Here is a 17,564-nt window from a genome sequence, read left to right on the forward strand (position 1 = left end):
TGCGCGGTGTCGGTCGGGGTGGTCACGGGAGCAGCCAATCGATCGGGCGCTGGTCGCTCAGATGGACCGCGCCGGAGGCCAGGGTCATGGAGTCGAGCCCGAAGGGCGGCCCGCCCGCCGACGACCAGCGGTAACCGCTCTTCGAGGAGCCCGACTTGTCGAGCGCGACGAGGACGGCGACCGGGCGGCCCTTGCTGGTGAACTGCCGGCCGAGCTGGCTGTCGCCGAGGAACGCGCCGATGGACTGGGCGCTCTGCGCCGCGCGGTCCACCGACTTCACCGTGCCGCGCAGCACGCCGTAGCGCTCGGCCGGTACGGAGGACACGGTCAGGTCGACGGTGGCGTGCGCGGGGATGGAGGCGGCGTTCTCGGCGGGGACGTACACCGTCGCGTACAGCGGGTCGGAGTCGTGCGCGACCTTCTCCACGGCGGCCACGTCGGCGCCGGTCTGCACGATCTGCCCGATGGTCGCGGCCAGCGCGGTGATCCGCCCGGCGGCGACGGTACGGATCAGCGCATCGCCCTGCGCGGTACGGACCTTGAGCACGGGGGCGTTCGCGGGCAGCCGCTGCCCCTGCCTGGCGAGCACTCCGGTGACCTGACCGGCCACCGGGCTCTGGAGGACGTAACTGCCCTGCCCGTGGTTGAGGATGGCCGGGGCGCTCACGGTGGAGGCGACCGAACCGGTCACCGCCCACACCGAGGCGGCCGCCATCACGACGACGGTGATGCCCAGCACGAGCCACCCCTGCGGGCGTGCCAGCCGCACCGGGAGGTCGAGATCCTCCGGCGACTGGAGTTTGGCGAGGGCCTGTTGGCGGAACTGCACGGAACTTCCCTCACCTGAGGAGAGACGACGGCACGGAACTGTTTCGGGACGCCCGAAAGTCCCGGACCCGCGAGGGGGTCCGGGACTCTCGGTGACACCGAGGTGCGGTCAGAGACCGGCGACCAGGCCGGTGACCGGGGCCGTGTTGAGGCCGGTGACACCCTCGACGGTGCCGACGACGGTGTCGACCAGGCCGGAGACCGGGGCGATGCCGTTGACGGCGCCGGTCACGGTGGAGAGGGCGTTCACGGACAGGCCGCCGGAGACGTTGTCCAGCTCGGCGTCCGAGATCTCGACGGTCTCGACACGGGGGGTGGAGTTCATGATGGAACTTCCCTTCCTATGGGTCTTCACAAGGGGGGAGCGGCCCCCTCTGGGGACAGATGACGGCCGCGGCCGCGAGGAGTTCCAGACCTTCGGGCCGCCGTCTCCGGCAGCCCTGGGGCGGTTCCTGCGATGCGATGGATCAAAGCACGCACGTCGTGCCCGATTCCACTTGCTCAGGGCTCTCACCAGCGACTTCGGTCCGTGGTGCGGTTCATTCGTGCAGGGGCGCGCACGCCGTGAGTGGTTCTCCTTCACAATCCCCGCGCCGCCGTCGCGCCGTCTCCACTACCGCCGGTAACGCGAATCCGGCACTCCTCCCCAAAGGCGTGTCCGGGACATGCGCGCCGGTGCGCGGACCTCCCGGTCCGTGCCCTGCCTGGGTGCGGGATGTGCAGATTCCCTGAAGCGGGGATTCCGTTACCGGTGTTGGACGCGGTGCTACGTGCCAGTGACGCGGGGTGACCGAGGTGGCGGTGTGTCAGAAGAGGTGCGGGCGTGGCCGATTCCCCACCCGCGCAACGAAGTTGGCAATCGGGATTGAACGCGCCGGGCCGGACGCCCGTACCTGTAGCCAGCCGGCACCCCCCTACGAACTGCCCGACAGCGGCAGACCCCCGCACCCAGGAGGTCGAGAAGTTGAGTCACAAGCGCATGCCCAAGAGGAAGGCCGCGATAGCGGTCGGCGGTGTCGCGGCGCTCGGAGCGGCGGCCCTGCTGCTGCCCAACGCCAACGCGTCCCAGGACAAGGACACGGCCGCGGCGGGCACCGCGAGGACCCTCAAGGCCACCGACGCGACCACGCTCGCCGCCCAGTTGAAGCAGTCCCTCGGCGGCCAGTTCGCCGGCTCCTACTACGACGGCGCCAAGCAGCAGCTCGTCGTGAACGCGGTCGGTGACGGTGCCGCCGTCGCACGTGCGAAGAGTGCGGGCGCTGTCGTGCGGCAGGTGGAGAACAGCACCGCCGACCTCCAGTCCGCCGCGAAGACGCTGCGCACCAAGGCGGCCATCCCCGGCACCGCCTGGGCCGTGGACCCGCGCACCAACAAGGTGATCGTCAGCGCCGACTCCACGGTGACCGGCGCCAAGTGGGACCGGCTGGAGTCCACCGTCGACGGCCTCGGCTCCGGCACCGCCACGCTGAAGAAGACCGGCGGCACCTTCAAGACCTTCGTCTCCGGCGGCGACGCGATCTTCTCCCAGGTGCAGGGCGGCGGCGTGCGCTGCTCCCTCGGCTTCAACGTCACCGCCTCCGACGGCAGCCCCGCCTTCCTGACCGCCGGTCACTGCGGGGTCGCGGCCAAGCAGTGGTCCGACTCGCAGACCGGGCAGCCCATCGCCACCGTCGACCAGGCCACCTTCCCCGGCGAGGGCGACTTCTCCCTCGTCAAGTACGACGACCCGGCGACCGAGGCGCCCAGCGAGGTCAACGCGGGCAACGGCCAGGTCGTGGCGATCACCCAGGCCGCCGAGGCCACCGTCGGCTCCACCGTGTTCCGCATGGGCTCCACCACCGGGCTGCACGACGGCCAGGTCACCGGCCTCGACGCCACCGTGAACTTCCAGAGCGAGACCGACCCGGGCGGCGTCGACACCGTCACCGGTCTCATCCAGACCGACGTGTGCGCCGAGGCCGGCGACAGCGGCGGCTCGCTGTTCACCCAGGAGGGCGCGGCGATCGGGCTGACCTCCGGCGGCAGCGGCGACTGCGCCAGCGGCGGCGAGACCTTCTTCCAGCCGGTCACCGCCGCCCTCGCGGCCACGGGCGCCACCCTGGGCGACGGCGGCGCGGGCGCGGGTGCCGGTGCGGGCGACGACCAGGCGGGCGCGGGCGACCAGGCGGGCGCTGGGGACCAGGCAGGTGCGGGCGACCAGGCAGGTGCGGGCGACCAGGCCGGTGCCGGTGCCGGTGACCAGGCGGGCGGCGACCAGATCGGCGGCGCCGACGACCAGGCCGGTGCCGGTGCGGACGCGGGCGCGGGTACCGCGCAGGAGAAGGGCACCGAGCACCACCACCGCAACCGTCACCAGGACGGAAGCTCCGCCAACTGACCGGCCGGGTCCGGCCCTTCGGCGGAAGGGCCGGACCCTCCGCGGGCCGGGCGCTCATCTGCCGTCCCGAGCCCGCAGCAACAGCACCGCCACGTCGTCCACCCGCTCCCGGCCCGCCGTCCCGTGCCGGACCAGCGCGTCCGCCACGTCCTCCAGCGGACCGTCACCCGCCTCGGAGAACAGCGCGCCCAGGTCGACCAGCGCGTCCTCGATGTCCACACCGGGCGACTCCACCAGTCCGTCCGTATAAAGAGCGAGCACCGAACCCGGCGCCAGCGTCACCTCCGTCGTCGGGTACACCGCCTCCGAGTCGATGCCGAGCAACGGGCCCCCGGCCAGGTCCAGCACCCGTACCCGCCCGTCCGGACGACGGAGCAGCGGCGGCGGATGACCCGCCCGCGCCATGACGGCCCGGCCGTGCGCGGGGTCGAGGCGGAGATAGAGGCAGCTGGCGAACAGCTCGGTACCGAGGTCGATCAGCAGCCGGTTGATGCTCCCCATCACCTCGCCCGGCGCCTGCCCCACCGCGCTGTAGGCGCGCACCCCGGTGCGGATCTGGCCCATCAGCGCCGCCGCCGTCACGTTGTGCCCCTGGACGTCGCCGATCACGGCGGACGCCTGCGGCCGGGTCGGCACCAGATCGTAGAAGTCGCCGCCGATCTCCATGCCCCGGGTCGCAGGGAGATAGCGCGCGGCGGCCTCGATGCCGGGCGGCGGGCACAGCGAGTGCGGCAGCAGCGCCTCCTGGAGCCCGTGCGCCAGCCGGTGTTTGGCGTCGTACAGCATCGTCCGCTCCAGCGCCTGGGCGATCAGCCCGCCGAGGCTGGTCAGCACCGCCCGCTCCTCGGCGGGGAAGGAGTGCGGCTCGGCGTACGCCAGGACACACGTCCCCACCGGGCGCCCGGAGGCCACCAGCGGCAGATACGCCCAGGCCGCGAAGCCGTCCCGGGTCTCGCGCCGGACCGGGTACAGCCGCTCCATGTGCTCCACCGACTCGAAGAACGCGGGCACCCCGCTCGTCAACGCCTGCGCGCCCGGCGTCCGTTCGGTCAGCGGCATCCCGTCGAACCGGTGCACCACCCGCTCGTCCGGGAACCCACGGTGCCCGAGCACCCGCATCCGGCCCTCCTCGGCGGCGAGCAGGACCAGCGCCCGGCTGCCGACCGCCGGACCCACCTCGTCCGCGACCAGCTGCACCAGGTCGTCCACCGCCACCGCCTCGGTCAGCGCCCCCGTCAGGCTCAGCAGCCGCGAGATCGTCACCAGCCGGTGCGGCGCGCCCGCCGGTACGTCCGTGCGCTCGGTGAGCACCCGGACCCGGGTGATGCGCACGCTCAGCCCGGTGCTGCCCGGATAGAGCCGGAAGGACAGCCAGTGGCCGGGCGGCCGCAGCGCCACGAACGAGGTCGGCATGCGGCTGATCAGCGCGGCCCGGTAACGGTCCTCGTACAGCGGGTCGTTGAGCCACGGCACCGACACCCAGGGCAGGGTGCCGAGGAGTTCGGTGGCGGGCCGGCCGAGGAGTTCGGCGGCCGCCGCGTTGACGTGGCCGATCCGGCCGTGCAGGTCGAGCGAGACCAGCCCGTACGGCAGCCGGGCCACCATCCGCGCCGCCTCCAGCGGACCCAGCTCGTCCGCGACTGCCGCGTCCGGAGTCGCCACGAGGTCCCGCTCGGCGCCCAGGGGCCGGTGCTCGGCCGACGCCCGCGCCAGCAGCCGGGTCAGCCGCTCGCCCCCCGCCGTCAGCAGCGTCCGCTCCCGCTCGGTCAGCTCCGGGCCGTGCCCGGCCGGCCAGGTCACGAACACCGAGCCGAGCACGGCGTCGTCCGTGGCCAGCGGCAGCGCGGCCAGCGCGAACGGGTACGGCAGCACCACGGCGACGCGCGGGAAGCGGCGCGCCATCTCCTCACCGCCGCCGACCCACACCGGCCGCCGCTGCCGCACCGCCTGCGCGACCGGGATCGGCGCGCTCACCCCGACCCGCTCCCACGGCGCGGCGAACGCCCTCGGCAGGCCCGCCATCACCGCCATCTCCAGCACCGGCACGTCCGGCCGCAGCAGATAGACCGCACCGGAGTGCGCGCCCACGTCCTCCATCATCGCGGCCAGGGCGACCGAGAGCAGCGGCCGCCCGGCCTCCGGGGGTTCCCGCGCGGGGTCCGGCGTGTCGGACACGCCGACCACCTCCTCGTACGGCCCTCGTGCCCCGGCCTGCGGACGAGTCCCACCTCTGGGAATTCGCCGAGTACCCCCTCCCGACACCGCTCATGCCGAGCGGAAAGGACCGATACGCGCACCCGGAAGGCTTTCGGGGCAATCGCGCGGTAGGGAAAAACCACGTGCGGTCGGTGCACAGGGGCTGCGCCGCGCGCCCGTACGCGCTGTAATGGCCAACGTGGCGAGTGAGGGTGCTGCGGTGCGCAGGACGGGAGCCGGGCGTGCCGAGCACGTCCTCGCCACACTCATGGCCGCGCCCGCCTCCGACGACCGGCTCCGCCGCGTCCTGGAACAGGCGCTCGTCCTCGCCGGCGCCTCGTTCGCCGGGGTGTACGCCCCCGGCGACGACCCCGCCGTGCTGTGCCTGGCCGAGTCCGCCGGCCTGCCCGGCTCGCTGTACGGCCTGCGCGACGGCTACCCCACGGGCGGCGGCGCCCCGGTCGCCGAGGCCCACCGCACCGGCCGTCCCGTCTGGCTCGCCCCCGCCGACGTGGCCGACCGCGCCGAGGGCCGCCGCACCCCCGCACCGGACTTCTCCCTCGCCGCCCTGCCCCTCGCCGGACCGGGCGGCGGCGCGCTGCTGGCGGTCGCGGAGCGGCCCGGAGGGTTCGACGCGGGGGAGCGGGCCACGCTGGAACTGATCGCCCGCGCCGTCGCCGTCCCCGAGCCCGGCCCCGCCGACTCCCGCGAACCGGCCGCCGACGCCTTCAGCCTCGCCATGGACACCGGCCGGGTGGAGGTCGGCGACGAGATCCTGCGCCTCTTCGGGATAGGGCGCGACGAGTTCGACGGCAAGGTGGAGACGCTTCTCGGGCTCACGGTGCCCGAGGACCTGCCCTCGCTGATGTCGGTGGTGGAGCCCGACCACATGTCCCTGGACGAGCGCGAGCTGGAGTTCCGCGTCCGCCGGCCGTCCGGGGGGCTGCGCTGGCTCCGGCTGCGCGGGCGGCTGGTGCCCGGCGGGGAGGGCAGACCGGCCCGGCTGGTGGGCACCGTCGCGGACGCCACCAAGCTGCGCTCCGACGTCACCGACGTGGCCCGCGTCCAGCGCCTCGCCGCCGACCTCGCCACCGCCGGCACCGTCAAGGACGTGGGGCACGCCGTCGTCGACGCGCTGCGCAAGCCCCTGCGCGCCGACCGCATCGCGCTGGCCGAACTGGAGAACGACCGCCTCGTCGTCACCGTCCTCGACCCGCCCGAACCCGAGGCATGGCCCGAACTATGGCGGGCCGAGTGGCGCGGGGAGTGGCCCGACGCCCCCGTACGCGCCATGCCCGCCCTCGCCGCCGCGCTGCGCGACGGCCGCGCCCACATCTGGCCCGCCGGCTCCGTCCTGGAACCCGGTCTCTCCGGGGTCGGCCCCGGCGGGCTCGCCGTGCTGCCGCTGCCCGCGGGCGGACGGATGGCCGGGGCCTGCCTGATCGGCTGGGACCGCCCGCACGAGTTCGCCCCCGACGAGCGCGCCCTGCTCACCGCCTGCGCCGCCCTCGCCGGACAGGCCCTGCGCCGCGCCCACGCCTTCGACGCCGAGCACGAACTCGTCGGCATGCTCCAGCGCACCCTGCTGCCCCACCGGCTGCCCCGGCTGCCCGGCGCCAAGGCCGTCGCCCGCTACCTCCCCGCCACCGAGGGCCTGGAGGTCGGCGGCGACTGGTACGACGTGATCCCGCTCGCCGACAACCACGTGGCCTTCGTCATCGGCGACGTCCAGGGCCACAACGCGGGCGCCGCCACCCTCATGGGCCAGATGCGCACCGCCCTGCGCGCCTACGCCGCCGAGGGCCACCCGCCCGACGTGGTCGTCGCCCACGCCAACCGGCTGCTCCTGGACATGGAGACCGACCTCTTCGCCACCTGCGTCTACGTCGACATCGACATGGAGCAGGGCACCGCCCTCTGCGTACGCGCCGGGCACCCGCAGCCGGTGCTGCGCCACCCGGACGGCAGTACGGAGACCGTGCAGGCCGAGGGCGGACCGCCACTCGGGGTGCTCACCCGGGCGGAGTACCCGATGACCCCGCTGAAACTCAGGCCCGGCACGGTCCTCGCGCTCACCACCGACGGCCTGGTGGAGTCGTCCGGCACCGACCTCGACACCGGCATGGACCGGCTGGCCCGCGACCTCGCCGCCGCCGACCCCGCCCACCTCGGCCGGACCGCCGACGCCCTGCTCGCGGGCGCCCACCGGGGCGACGACGTGGCGCTGCTGCTGGTCCGCTACGACGGCATGGCCGTGCGCCCGCGCCGCGAGAGCTGGAGCGTGTGGCGGGTCCCGGAGGCGGTACGGCACGCCCGGCGGTTCGTCCGCCGCACCCTGCGCGCCTGGGAACTGCCGAAGGACACCGCCGACACCGCGCTGCTGGTGGTGTCCGAGCTGGTCACCAACGCCCTCGTGCACACCGAGGGGCAGGTACGGCTCGACCTCAGCCTGGTCGGCCACCGGCTGCGCATCGCGGTCACCGACTCCTCGCCGCGCGGACCCCTCAAGCCGACCAGCGTCGGCTGGGAGGCCACCGGCGGCCGGGGCGTCCTGCTGGTCGAGGCGGTCTCGCACGCCTGGGGCACCGTCCCGGTCAGCGGCGGCAAGCAGGTGTGGGCGGAGCTGGTGACCGACGGGACGTGAGGAGCGGGTGGGGGATGAGAGAGCTCGACGAGGCGGGCGACGAGGCCCGGCGACAGGCAGCGGCGGACGGCGCGGACGGCCGTCCCGAGTGGCGGGTTCGCCCGGCGTGCCTAGGGTCGGTTGGTGTGGCACACACCTTCGAAGAACTGGTCCAGAAGCAGCGCGCGGCCGCCGCGGCACACGCCATGGTGGACGAGCTGCGGGAGACCTACGGGCCCCCGGCCGAGCGGGCCATGACCGGCGCCCAGTCCGGCACGTACGAGACCGCCCTGCGCGCCTGGCGCGACCTGGCCCGCGATGTGCAGACCGCGCTCAGCGAGTACGCCCGCGACACCGGGCGGGCCCGCGCCGAGATCGAGGCCGAGGTGGAACGGGCGGCGGCCGCCGGGGACTGACCCGGACAGCGGGCACGCGAAGGCCCGGCACCCGTGCGGGTACCGGGCCGTCCCGCCGTGCTCAGCCGTGGGTCTTGGCCAGCAGTTCGAGGATCTCCGCCGTCGTACCGCTCTCCCCGAGGCGGGGGAAGATCCGCTCGACGCTGTTGGTGTGCGCCTCCGCGTCGGCGTCGGCCATGGCGTCGATGGCCAGGGTGACGTTGTAGCCGGCCGCGTACGCGTCCCGGGCGGTGGACTCCACGCCGATGCTGGTGGCGATGCCGGTGAGCACGATCTGCGTGACGCCCCGGCGGCGCAGCTGCACCTCCAGGTCGGTGCCGAACAGGGCGCTCCAGTTGTGCTTGGTGACCAGGACGTCACCGGCGTGCCCGGTCAGCTCGTCCACGATCACGTCCCAGCCCTCGGGGAAGGACAGCCCGCGCGCCTGGCGCTCGGTACGGCCGGGCACCGCGTCCGCGCCGTCGGCGGCGAAGGAGACCCGGACCAGCACCACGGGCAGGTCACGGGCGCGGAAGGCGTCGGCCAGCTCGGCACTGCGGGCCACCACATCGGCGGCGCTGTGCGGCTGGACGGGCATCGCCGTGATCCCGGCCTGGAGGTCGATCACGACAAGGGCGGTACGGGGGTCGAGCGTGGTGACGGACATGCGTCGGCCTTTCGAGAAGGGTGGGGGGTGTTCAGGGGCGGGACAGCCGCTCCAGCAGCTCCAGCGCGGTCAGCACCGTCTCCCGCTCGTCCTCGGTGAACCGGTCCTGGAAGGCGCGGGCCAGCCACTCCTCGCGCAGTTGCCGGTTGCCCTCCACGCGGGCGCGGCCCGCCTCGGTGAGGGTGACGAGCTGACGGCGGCCGTCGTCCGGGTCGGGGGCGCGGCGGATGAGTCCCTGCTGGTCCAGCGCGGCGAGGGTGGCGGCCATGGACTGCGGGCGTACGCCCTCGGCGGCGGCGAGCGCGCTCGCCGTGGCCGCGCCGTGCTTCCCGACCAGGGAGAGCGCGGACTCCTGCGGGGGCGTGAGATCGGCGTCCCGCGCCACCTCACGGATACGGCGCCGCAGCCGGCTGAACACCACCCGCAGGTCGCGTGCCGCGCGGGCGGCCGAACCGGAGATGTGGACCATGCCCGCCACCGTAAGGAGAGGCAGCCCAGCCTGTCCAGTTCGGACTGTTCAGTTTTACCTGTCTATTGCGCTTGCCTACGCTGGAGCCGTGCGCCTCCTGCTGATGTCCGACACCCACCTGCCGAAGCGGGCCAAGCGGCTCCCGGACCGCCTGCTCGCCGAACTCCCCCACGCCGACGTGGTGTTCCACGCCGGTGACTGGGTGGACACCGCCACCCTCGACCTGCTGGAAACCGGGAGCCGCCGCCTGATCGGGGTGTACGGCAACAACGACGGCGACGACCTGCGCGCCCGGCTGCCCGAGGTGGCGTACGCCGAGCTGGGCGGCCTGCGTTTCGGCGTGGTGCACGAGACCGGCCCGGCCCGGGGCCGCGAGGCCCGCTGCGCCGAGCGCTTCCCCGACCTGGACGTCCTCGTCTTCGGGCACAGCCACATCCCCTGGGACACCACCGCCCCCGGCGGCCTCCGCCTGCTCAACCCCGGCTCCCCGACCGACCGCCGACGCCAGCCGCACGCCACCTACATGACCGCCACCGTCGCGGACGGCGCGCTCACCGACCTCACCACGCACACGCTTCCGTAGCCCCCGCGTCGGCGCGCGCGATCCGGGTACTGCTGTTCTGCTGGAGCGAGGGCCCGCGCGGGCTCTTCGTGACGTTCTCCGGAGAGGCGTATGAGTACCTATCGAGTGGCGCAGGTGACGGAACCCGGCGGCGGCTTCGAGCTGGTCGAGCGGGAGGTGCGGCAGCCCGGCCCCGGCCATGTGCGGATCGCCGTGGAGGCGTGCGGGATCTGCCACAGCGACGCCATGTTCGTCGAGGGCGGGCTGCCCGGCATCTCCTTCCCCGAGGTCGCCGGGCACGAGATCGCCGGGCGGATCGCGGAGCTGGGCGAGGGCACGGCGGAGCGGGACTGGAAGGTCGGGGACCGGGTCGCGGTCGGCTGGTTCGGCGGGAGCTGCGGCTGGTGCAAGCCGTGCCGCGAGGGCGACTTCATCACCTGCGTCCGCCTCCAGGTGCCCGGCTGGGCCTACGACGGCGGCTTCGCCGAGCAGGTGATCGTCCCCGTCGACGCGCTGGCCCGCATCCCCGAGGGACTGGACGCCGTCGACGCCGGGCCCATGGCCTGCGCGGGCGTCACCACCTTCAACGCCCTGCGGCGCACCGACGCCCGGCCCGGCGGGGATCTGGTCGCGGTCCTCGGGGTCGGCGGGCTCGGGCACCTCGGGGTGCAGTACGCGGCCGCGATGGGGTTCGAGACCGTCGCCATCGCGCGCGGCGCCGAGAAGGAGGACTTCGCGCGGGAGCTGGGCGCGCACCACTACATCGACAGCACCTCGGGGACACCGGTCGCCGACGCGCTCCAGGCGCTCGGCGGGGCCAAGGTGGTGCTGGCCACCGCCGGGAACTCCGACGCCATGTCGGCCACCGTGGACGGCCTCGCCCCGCGCGGCCAGCTCGTCGTCATCGGCGCCACCACGGAGCCGCTCGGCATCAGCCCGGTCCAGCTGCTGATGGCCGGCCGCGAGGTCAAGGGGCACCCCTCCGGCACCTCCCAGGACGTGCAGGACACCATGGAGTTCAGCGTCCTGCACGGCATCCGCCCGATGAGCGAGTCCGTACCGCTGGACGACGTCGGCTCCGCCTTCCAGAAGATGCTCGCGGGCAAGGCCCGCTTCCGGATGGTCCTCACCACCGGCTGATCACGGAGTCCGGGCCGGTCATCGACCGGCCCGGACCCGCCCCGCGCCTACTCGTCCCAGGCCTGGATGAGGATCTGGTCCGAGATCCGGCCGTCGCGCAGCGTGACCATCGACTCGGCGTAGACCTTGTTGCCGTCGGGGTACTGGCACGACTCGGTGAAGGCCGCGTGGTCGCCGTCGATGACGCACTGGTCGAGCCGGTGGATCATCTCGCGGCTGTAGATGTCGGCGAGCATCTCCTCGATCTCGCCCCGGCCGCGCAGCACCTTGGGGTGGCTCGGCTGGTCGGCGTGGTCGATGACGCGGATCTGCGCGTCGTCCTCGTACAGCGCGAGCAGGCCCTCTCCGGAGTCCGCTTCGATGGCCTCGCGCAGTACCTCCGTGGTGAAGCCGGAGTCCTTCTTGCTGCCCATGGTGACCTCCTTCGTCCGCCCGCGGCCCGGCGGGCGGCGGACCGTGGGGGCCCACATCCGAGACTCCTCCGCCCCGGCGGCGACGGCAAACGCAGGCGACCGGGTCCGCCTCACGGGTGAGCGACGGCCACCGCCCGTGTCCGGCGCGGGGGTACGGGCGTTGCTCACGGCATGATCTCAACACGACGTATCGTCGCCGCCGTCGGTCTGGCCGTCGGTGTCACGGGCTTTGTCGCCCCCCTGGCCGACGCGGCCGACGCGAGCGCTCCTGCAGGCGGGCAGATCAACCCGATGACCATGCTGGACGACGTCGCCGTCAGCGAACTCCCGCCCCAGGCCCAGAGCCAGGTCCCGCGCGTCGGCGAGCAGGTGCGCGGCCTGAACCAGGTGAGCGAGCTGAACCGGCTGAACGAACTGCACCAGCTCACCGACCTCGCCGCCCCCGTCACCGGGCTGCTCCCCGGCCTCTAGAGGCGGCCGTATCTGAACAGCCGTACCCGTGAGGGCCGTCCATGACCGGGCGGCCCTCACTCGTGCCGGGAAACCCGCTGGTCCACGCCCTCGCGGAGCCCTCCCGGGGGCCCGTGGTGGCGTAGGGTCGAAGTGACAGGAACACCGACGGAGAGGGGCCTGACCATGGCGCAGGAAGTACGCGGCGTCGTCGCACCGGGGAAGGACGAGCCGGTACGGATCGAGACGATCGTGATCCCCGATCCGGGCCCCGGTGAGGCCGTCGTGGACATCCAGGCGTGCGGGGTCTGCCACACCGACCTGCACTACAAGCAGGGCGGTATCTCCGACGACTACCCCTTCCTGCTCGGCCACGAGGCCGCCGGTGTCGTGGAGTCGGTGGGAGAGGGCGTCACCGACGTGGCGCCCGGTGACTTCGTGATCCTCAACTGGCGTGCGGTGTGCGGCAATTGCCGTGCCTGCCTGCGCGGCCGCCCCTGGTACTGCTTCAACACCCACAACGCCGAGCAGAAGATGACCCTCGCCTCCACCGGCCAGGAACTCACCCCCGCGCTCGGCATCGGCGCCTTCGCCGAGAAGACCCTCGTCGCGGCCGGCCAGTGCACCAAGGTCGACCCGTCCGTCTCGCCGGCCGTCGCCGGGCTGCTCGGCTGCGGTGTCATGGCGGGCATCGGCGCCGCCATCAACACCGGCAACGTCGGCCGGGGCGACTCCGTCGCCGTCATCGGCTGCGGCGGCGTCGGGGACGCGGCCATCGCCGGTGCCGTGCTGGCCGGGGCCGCCAAGGTCATCGCCGTCGACATCGACGACCGCAAGCTGCGGACGGCGCGCACGCTGGGCGCCACCCACACGGTCAACTCCAAGGAGACCGACCCGGTCGAGGCCGTCCGCGAACTCACCGGCGGCAACGGCGCCGACGTGGTGATCGACGCGGTCGGCCGCCCGGAGACCTACCGGCAGGCGTTCTACGCCCGCGACCTGGCCGGCACCGTCGTCCTGGTCGGCGTGCCCACCCCGGAGATGAAGCTCGAACTGCCCCTGCTGGACGTGTTCGGCCGCGGCGGCTCCCTCAAGTCCTCCTGGTACGGCGACTGTCTGCCCTCGCGGGACTTCCCGATGCTGATCGACCTGCACCTCCAGGGGCGGCTGCCGCTGGACGCGTTCGTCACCGAGACCATCCAACTGGACCAGGTGGAGCAGGCGTTCGAGCGGATGCACCACGGCGACGTGCTGCGCTCGGTGGTGGAGTTCTGATGACCGCCCGTATCGAACGCCTCGTCACCTCCGGCCAGTTCACCCTCGACGGGGGAACCTGGGACGTCGACAACAACGTCTGGATCGTCGGCGACGACCACGAGGCCGTCGTCATCGACCCGGCGCACGACGCCGAGGCCGTCCTCGCGGCCGTGGGCGACCGCCGGGTCGCCGCCATCGTGTGCACCCACGCGCACAACGACCACGTGAACGCGGCCCCCGCCCTCGCCGACCTGACCGGCGCCCCCATCTGGCTCCACCCGGACGACCTGCCGCTCTGGCAGCTCACCCACCCCGACCGCGAGCCCGACGAGCACCTGGTCGACGGCCAGGTGCTGGAGGCCGCCGGAGCCGACCTGACCGTGCTGCACACGCCCGGCCACGCCCCCGGCGCCGTCTGCCTCTACGACCCCGGTCTCGGCGCGGTGTTCAGCGGCGACACCCTCTTCCAGGGCGGCCCCGGCGCCACCGGACGGTCGTACTCGCACTTCCCGACGATCATCGACTCGATCCGCGACCGGCTGCTCACCCTCCCCCCGGAGACCAAGGTGCTCACCGGCCACGGCGACCCCACGACGATCGGCGAGGAGTCGGGCCACCTCCAGGAGTGGATCGAGCGGGGCCACTGAGCCCCGCGACCTGAGCGGGGACCATCGCGGCCGGACAGCCTCTGTCGCGGCGGTCCCCGCTGCCCTACCGTCGGCCCATGACCGATCTCATCCATCGCTTCACGGGCCACGGCGCCCTCGTCACGGGCGCGGGCCGGGGCATCGGCGCGGCCGTCGCCCGGCGCCTCGCCCAGGAGGGCGCCCAGGTCCTGGTCACCGACCAGGACGCGCCCGAGGCGGAGCGGACCGCCGCCGCGCTGCGCCGACAGGGGCTCACCGCCGAGGCGTTGGTGTGCGACGTGGCCGACCGGGCCTCGGTGGAGGCGGCCGTCGCCCGCGCCGTCGACGCCTTCGGCTCGCTCGACGTGCTGGTGAACTGCGCCGCCCACTGCTCACCGGACGCCGGCACCAAGTTCGAGGACGACCCGGACGACTCCTGGGCCCGTGACCTCGACATCACCCTGGGCGGCGTGCGTCGCTGTTGCCAGGCCGCGCTGCCCCACCTCGCCGCCTCCGGACGCGGCGCCGTCGTGAGCATCGGCTCGGTCAACGGCCTGATGGACTTCGGCAACCACGCCTACAGCGCCGCCAAGGCCGGCCTCGGCTCCCTCACCCGCACCCTCGCCGGGCGCTCGGCCGCGCGCGGGGTCCGGGTCAACATGGTCGCGCCGGGCACCGTGCGCACCTCCGCCTGGGAGGGCCGCGACGACGACCTGGACGCCGTACGCGACTGCTATCCGCTCGGCCGGGTCGGGGAGCCCGAGGACATCGCGGCGGCCGTCGCCTTCCTCGCCTCCCGCGACGCCGCCTGGATCACCGGCACCACCCTCGTCGTCGACGGCGGCCTGACCTCGGTGCACACCGGGTTCCGGACCGCGATGGACGGCAGCCGTGGCGGGCCGGGTTAAAGTTCACCGTTTCGTCACAGCATGCCGGAAACACAACCTTCCGGCCGATGAGCCGGTCTAGTAGACCGAAAGCCTCGGGAACGAGCGGGGCCGTGAACCCCGGGGGACCTCCCCGGGGCCCGCAGGGGAGAAGGGATGGGGCCGACCATGGGTGACATACGCAGACGGGGAGCCGTCGCACTCGGGGTCGGCGCGCTGGTCGCGCCGCTCACCATCGCCGCCACCGCAACTCCGGCCCAGGCTGCGAGCTGCACCGCCACGACGGGCCCGTACCAGAAGCAGGTCGAGCGGTTCCTCGGCCGCACGGTGGACGGCAAGCAGTCCTCGGGGGACTGCTCGGCCATCCGCAGCTTCCAGACCAAGCACGGCATCACCCCCAACATCGGCTACGCCGGACCGGTCACCTGGGGTGTGATGGACCTCATGAACCGGCAGAAGGCCGTGGGGAAGAACCCCAACAAGGACGGCAAGTGCCCGACCAACAAGGGCCGCATCGCCTGCGTGAACCTCACCCTCCAGCTCAGCTGGGTACAGGACGGCAAGAAGCTGGTCCACGGCCCCGTCCCGGTGCGCACCGGCCGCGACAAGTACGAGACGCGAACCGGCCTGAAGAAGATCTACTGGCGTGACATCGACCACGTCTCCAACCTGTACGACGTGCCGATGCCCTACAGCCAGTTCTTCGACGGCGGGCAGGCGTTCCACTCCGTCGGTCTCAGCATGTGGAACCCGCCGGGCTCCCACGGCTGTGTGAACATGACCACGAAGGACGCGAAGAAGTACTGGTCGCTGCTGAAGAACGGCGACGACGTCTTCGTCTACGGCCGCAAGCCCGGCACCTGAACTCGCCCTCCCGCGCGGCTTCTTGACGTGATGAGCAACACGGTCCGAAATGCCCGGATCGCACCTACTTATTCACGGCGCCTTCACGGGGACCGGCATATGCTTCACACCATGTCCACCACTGCTGAAGCCTCCTGCGGGCGCTCGGCCGCGGAGGTCAACGAGGAGATCCGGGCCCTGTGGCGCCGGTCGGGTGGCATCCTGACCAGCGACCAGCGCGCGGAGTACCAGCGCCTCGTGATGGAGTGGGCCGCCGCGGCCCCGACGCCGCGCCGCCCGGTCTGACCGGACCCCGCAGAGCCGTCGCCGAACCGCCCAGAGGGCACCCGTGACCGGGTGCCCTCCTTTGTCGTGCTTTCCCTGGCGCCGGGCTCAGCCCCAGGTCGCCGAGTAGTACCGCTGGTACGCCTTGCGGTCCTGCTCGGCGCGGATGTACCGGGTGGCGACCAGCGCGATCACGCTGCCCGCGATCACCAGCAGTCCGGGGCCGACGTTACGGGTGTCGGTGAGGCGGGCCAGCAGCGTCTGCCCCTCCACGCCGGTCACGGGGGCCGAGGAGCCGGGGCGGGCCGCGCTGGGCGTCATCCCGCTCTGGCCGGCCGCGGTCGCGGGGGTGGGGGCGGCGCTCTGGGCGCCGGGGGGCGGGGTGGCGGTGATGAGCTTGACGTTCAGCGCGGTGAGCGCCTTGGTCACCGGCTGGAAGAAGGTCGTACCGCCCGTGGTGCAGTCGCCGTTGCCGCCCGAGGTGACGCCGAGCGCGATTCCCTCGGAGAACATCGGGCCGCCGCTGTCGCCGGGTTCGGCGCACACATTGGTCTCGATCAGGCCGGTGACGGTGCCCTCGGGGTAGTTCACGGTCGCGTTGAGCGCGGTGACCTGGCCGTCGTGCAGGCCGCTGGTGCTGCCGCTGCGGAACACCTGCTGGCCCACGGCCGCGTCGCCCGCGCCGGTGATCCGGACACCCTTGCCGCCGCCGACCGCGACGACGTCGGCGCCCTGCCCTGCCTTGTCGGTGTCGTACTGGACGAGGGAGAAGTCACCGCCTGGGAAGCTGCTGTTGACCGTCGCGCCGAGCTGCCGGGTGCCCTGGCCGTCGGCGAACCAGATCGAGCCGGTCGGCCCGCAGTGCCCGGCGGTGAGGATGAAGTCCCGTTGTCCATTCGTCACGTTGAAGCCCGCCGAGCAGCGGCCGCCGGTGGAGAGGATCGGCTGGGCGCCGTTGAGCCGCGTGGTGAACCTGCCCTCGGTCCGTTCCATGCTGACGAAGTCGCCGATGCGGGAGGCGACTTGGGTCATCCTGGTCCAGTCCCCGGACGACACCGTGCGGTCCCCGCTGACCACGATCCGGTTGGTGCGGTAGTCCACCGCCCAGGCGGTGCCCGGCACCCGGGGAGCAGAACGGAGCGCGCCGGTCGCCGACTTCAGCTCGTTCATGCTGTGCCCGACGACCTTCGCCTGCGCGCCCGCCGCGCGTACCTCGGCGGCCGCCCGTTCGTCGGTGACGGCGACGACCGGACGGCCCTGGGCGTCCACCCAGTTGCCCGCCGAGCGGGCCGTGCCGAGTTTCTCCGCGAGCGCCGCGCCCCTGGTCCCGGCCGTACCGGCGGCGCTGAACGTGGTGGCCGGCGCGGCCGGGGTCTCGCTCGCCATGGCCGCCTGCGCGACCATCCCTCCTCCCAGGAGGAGTCCGCCGACCGCCGCCAGCCGTGTCACTCGCCGGACGACCCGCCGTCGTGCGTGCCTCATGCCAGACTCCCGAACCCCGAGCGCGCACCGCCCGTACCGGCGGCACGGGGCCCTCCGGTCGTGA

At 73.4% G+C, this 17,564-nt stretch carries 18 protein-coding genes; 11 read left to right on the forward strand and 7 right to left on the reverse strand.

Annotated features, from left to right (window positions below):
- Nucleotides 1-22: 22 nt before the first annotated feature.
- Together D0Z67_RS27780 and D0Z67_RS27785 are read right to left on the reverse strand one after the other, a co-directional pair.
- A complete protein-coding gene (locus D0Z67_RS27780) occupies nt 23-829 on the reverse strand; it encodes an HlyD family efflux transporter periplasmic adaptor subunit (protein ID WP_031179345.1) in 807 nt (268 codons plus the stop codon).
- A 108-nt stretch (nt 830-937) separates the two neighbouring features.
- Nucleotides 938-1,153: a hypothetical protein gene (locus tag D0Z67_RS27785; protein ID WP_031179346.1), complete on the reverse strand. Its 216-nt coding sequence runs from the start codon at nt 1,151-1,153 to the stop codon at nt 938-940.
- A 654-nt stretch (nt 1,154-1,807) separates the two neighbouring features.
- Here D0Z67_RS27785 and D0Z67_RS27790 point away from each other — a divergent pair.
- Nucleotides 1,808-3,205 (forward strand): S1 family peptidase, encoded by a 1,398-nt coding sequence (locus D0Z67_RS27790; protein WP_037774307.1) that lies wholly within the window; start codon nt 1,808-1,810, stop codon nt 3,203-3,205.
- 54 nt (nt 3,206-3,259) lie between these two features.
- Here the strand turns inward: D0Z67_RS27790 and D0Z67_RS27795 are convergent, their stop codons facing one another.
- A complete protein-coding gene (locus tag D0Z67_RS27795) occupies nt 3,260-5,389 on the reverse strand; it encodes a SpoIIE family protein phosphatase (protein WP_382849114.1) in 2,130 nt (709 codons plus the stop codon).
- Nucleotides 5,390-5,591: 202 nt separating this feature from the next.
- On the opposite strand from D0Z67_RS27795, the gene D0Z67_RS27800 reads away from it, so the two are divergent.
- Complete coding sequence (locus D0Z67_RS27800; protein WP_031179349.1) at nt 5,592-8,045, forward strand: SpoIIE family protein phosphatase; 2,454 nt, start codon at nt 5,592-5,594, stop codon at nt 8,043-8,045.
- Between the two features lie 125 nt (nt 8,046-8,170).
- Nucleotides 8,171-8,440, forward strand: a complete 270-nt coding sequence (locus D0Z67_RS27805) for a hypothetical protein (protein WP_031179350.1) — start codon at nt 8,171-8,173, stop codon at nt 8,438-8,440.
- 61 nt (nt 8,441-8,501) lie between these two features.
- Here D0Z67_RS27805 and D0Z67_RS27810 read toward each other — a convergent pair whose 3' ends face one another.
- Together D0Z67_RS27810 and D0Z67_RS27815 are read right to left on the reverse strand one after the other, a co-directional pair.
- Complete coding sequence (locus tag D0Z67_RS27810; RefSeq protein ID WP_031179351.1) at nt 8,502-9,086, reverse strand: hydrolase; 585 nt, start codon at nt 9,084-9,086, stop codon at nt 8,502-8,504.
- 31 nt (nt 9,087-9,117) lie between these two features.
- Nucleotides 9,118-9,555 (reverse strand): MarR family winged helix-turn-helix transcriptional regulator, encoded by a 438-nt coding sequence (locus tag D0Z67_RS27815; protein WP_031179352.1) that lies wholly within the window; start codon nt 9,553-9,555, stop codon nt 9,118-9,120.
- A gap of 88 nt (nt 9,556-9,643) precedes the next feature.
- Here D0Z67_RS27815 and D0Z67_RS27820 point away from each other — a divergent pair, with 88 nt between their 5' ends.
- Together D0Z67_RS27820 and D0Z67_RS27825 are read left to right on the forward strand one after the other, a co-directional pair.
- Nucleotides 9,644-10,138, forward strand: coding sequence for a metallophosphoesterase family protein (locus tag D0Z67_RS27820; protein ID WP_031179353.1), 495 nt, complete (start codon nt 9,644-9,646; stop codon nt 10,136-10,138).
- A gap of 90 nt (nt 10,139-10,228) precedes the next feature.
- Complete coding sequence (locus D0Z67_RS27825; protein ID WP_031179354.1) at nt 10,229-11,257, forward strand: alcohol dehydrogenase; 1,029 nt, start codon at nt 10,229-10,231, stop codon at nt 11,255-11,257.
- Between the two features lie 47 nt (nt 11,258-11,304).
- On the opposite strand, the gene D0Z67_RS27830 is transcribed toward D0Z67_RS27825, so the two are convergent.
- Entirely contained in the window at nt 11,305-11,670 is a 366-nt protein-coding gene (locus tag D0Z67_RS27830) for a nuclear transport factor 2 family protein (protein WP_031179355.1), read from the reverse strand.
- 171 nt (nt 11,671-11,841) lie between these two features.
- Between D0Z67_RS27830 and D0Z67_RS27835 the strand changes: the two genes are divergently transcribed.
- The 6 genes from D0Z67_RS27835 to D0Z67_RS27860 all read left to right on the forward strand — a co-directional run bounded on the left by D0Z67_RS27835 (nt 11,842) and on the right by D0Z67_RS27860 (nt 16,039).
- Nucleotides 11,842-12,141 (forward strand): hypothetical protein, encoded by a 300-nt coding sequence (locus D0Z67_RS27835; RefSeq protein WP_031179356.1) that lies wholly within the window; start codon nt 11,842-11,844, stop codon nt 12,139-12,141.
- Between the two features lie 165 nt (nt 12,142-12,306).
- Nucleotides 12,307-13,395, forward strand: a complete 1,089-nt coding sequence (locus D0Z67_RS27840; protein WP_031179357.1) for an S-(hydroxymethyl)mycothiol dehydrogenase — start codon at nt 12,307-12,309, stop codon at nt 13,393-13,395.
- A complete protein-coding gene (locus D0Z67_RS27845; RefSeq protein WP_031179358.1) occupies nt 13,395-14,024 on the forward strand; it encodes an MBL fold metallo-hydrolase in 630 nt (209 codons plus the stop codon). The genes D0Z67_RS27840 and D0Z67_RS27845 overlap by 1 nt, the downstream gene beginning before the upstream one ends.
- Nucleotides 14,025-14,101: 77 nt before the next feature.
- A complete protein-coding gene (locus D0Z67_RS27850) occupies nt 14,102-14,911 on the forward strand; it encodes an SDR family NAD(P)-dependent oxidoreductase (protein WP_031179359.1) in 810 nt (269 codons plus the stop codon).
- A 147-nt stretch (nt 14,912-15,058) separates the two neighbouring features.
- Entirely contained in the window at nt 15,059-15,754 is a 696-nt protein-coding gene (locus D0Z67_RS27855) for a L,D-transpeptidase family protein (RefSeq protein WP_031179360.1), read from the forward strand.
- Between the two features lie 99 nt (nt 15,755-15,853).
- Nucleotides 15,854-16,039 carry a hypothetical protein gene (locus D0Z67_RS27860; RefSeq protein WP_031179361.1) on the forward strand — a complete coding sequence of 62 codons (186 nt, stop codon included), beginning with the start codon at nt 15,854-15,856 and terminating at the stop codon, nt 16,037-16,039.
- Nucleotides 16,040-16,126: 87 nt separating this feature from the next.
- On the opposite strand, the gene D0Z67_RS27865 is transcribed toward D0Z67_RS27860, so the two are convergent.
- On the reverse strand, nt 16,127-17,500 hold the full coding sequence (locus D0Z67_RS27865; RefSeq protein WP_031179362.1) for a S1 family peptidase: 1,374 nt from the start codon (nt 17,498-17,500) through the stop codon (nt 16,127-16,129).
- Between the last annotated feature and the right edge of the window lie 64 nt (nt 17,501-17,564).

The sequence above is a fragment of the Streptomyces seoulensis genome (assembly GCF_004328625.1).
In the GTDB taxonomy this organism is placed as follows: Bacteria; Actinomycetota; Actinomycetes; order Streptomycetales; family Streptomycetaceae; genus Streptomyces; species Streptomyces seoulensis.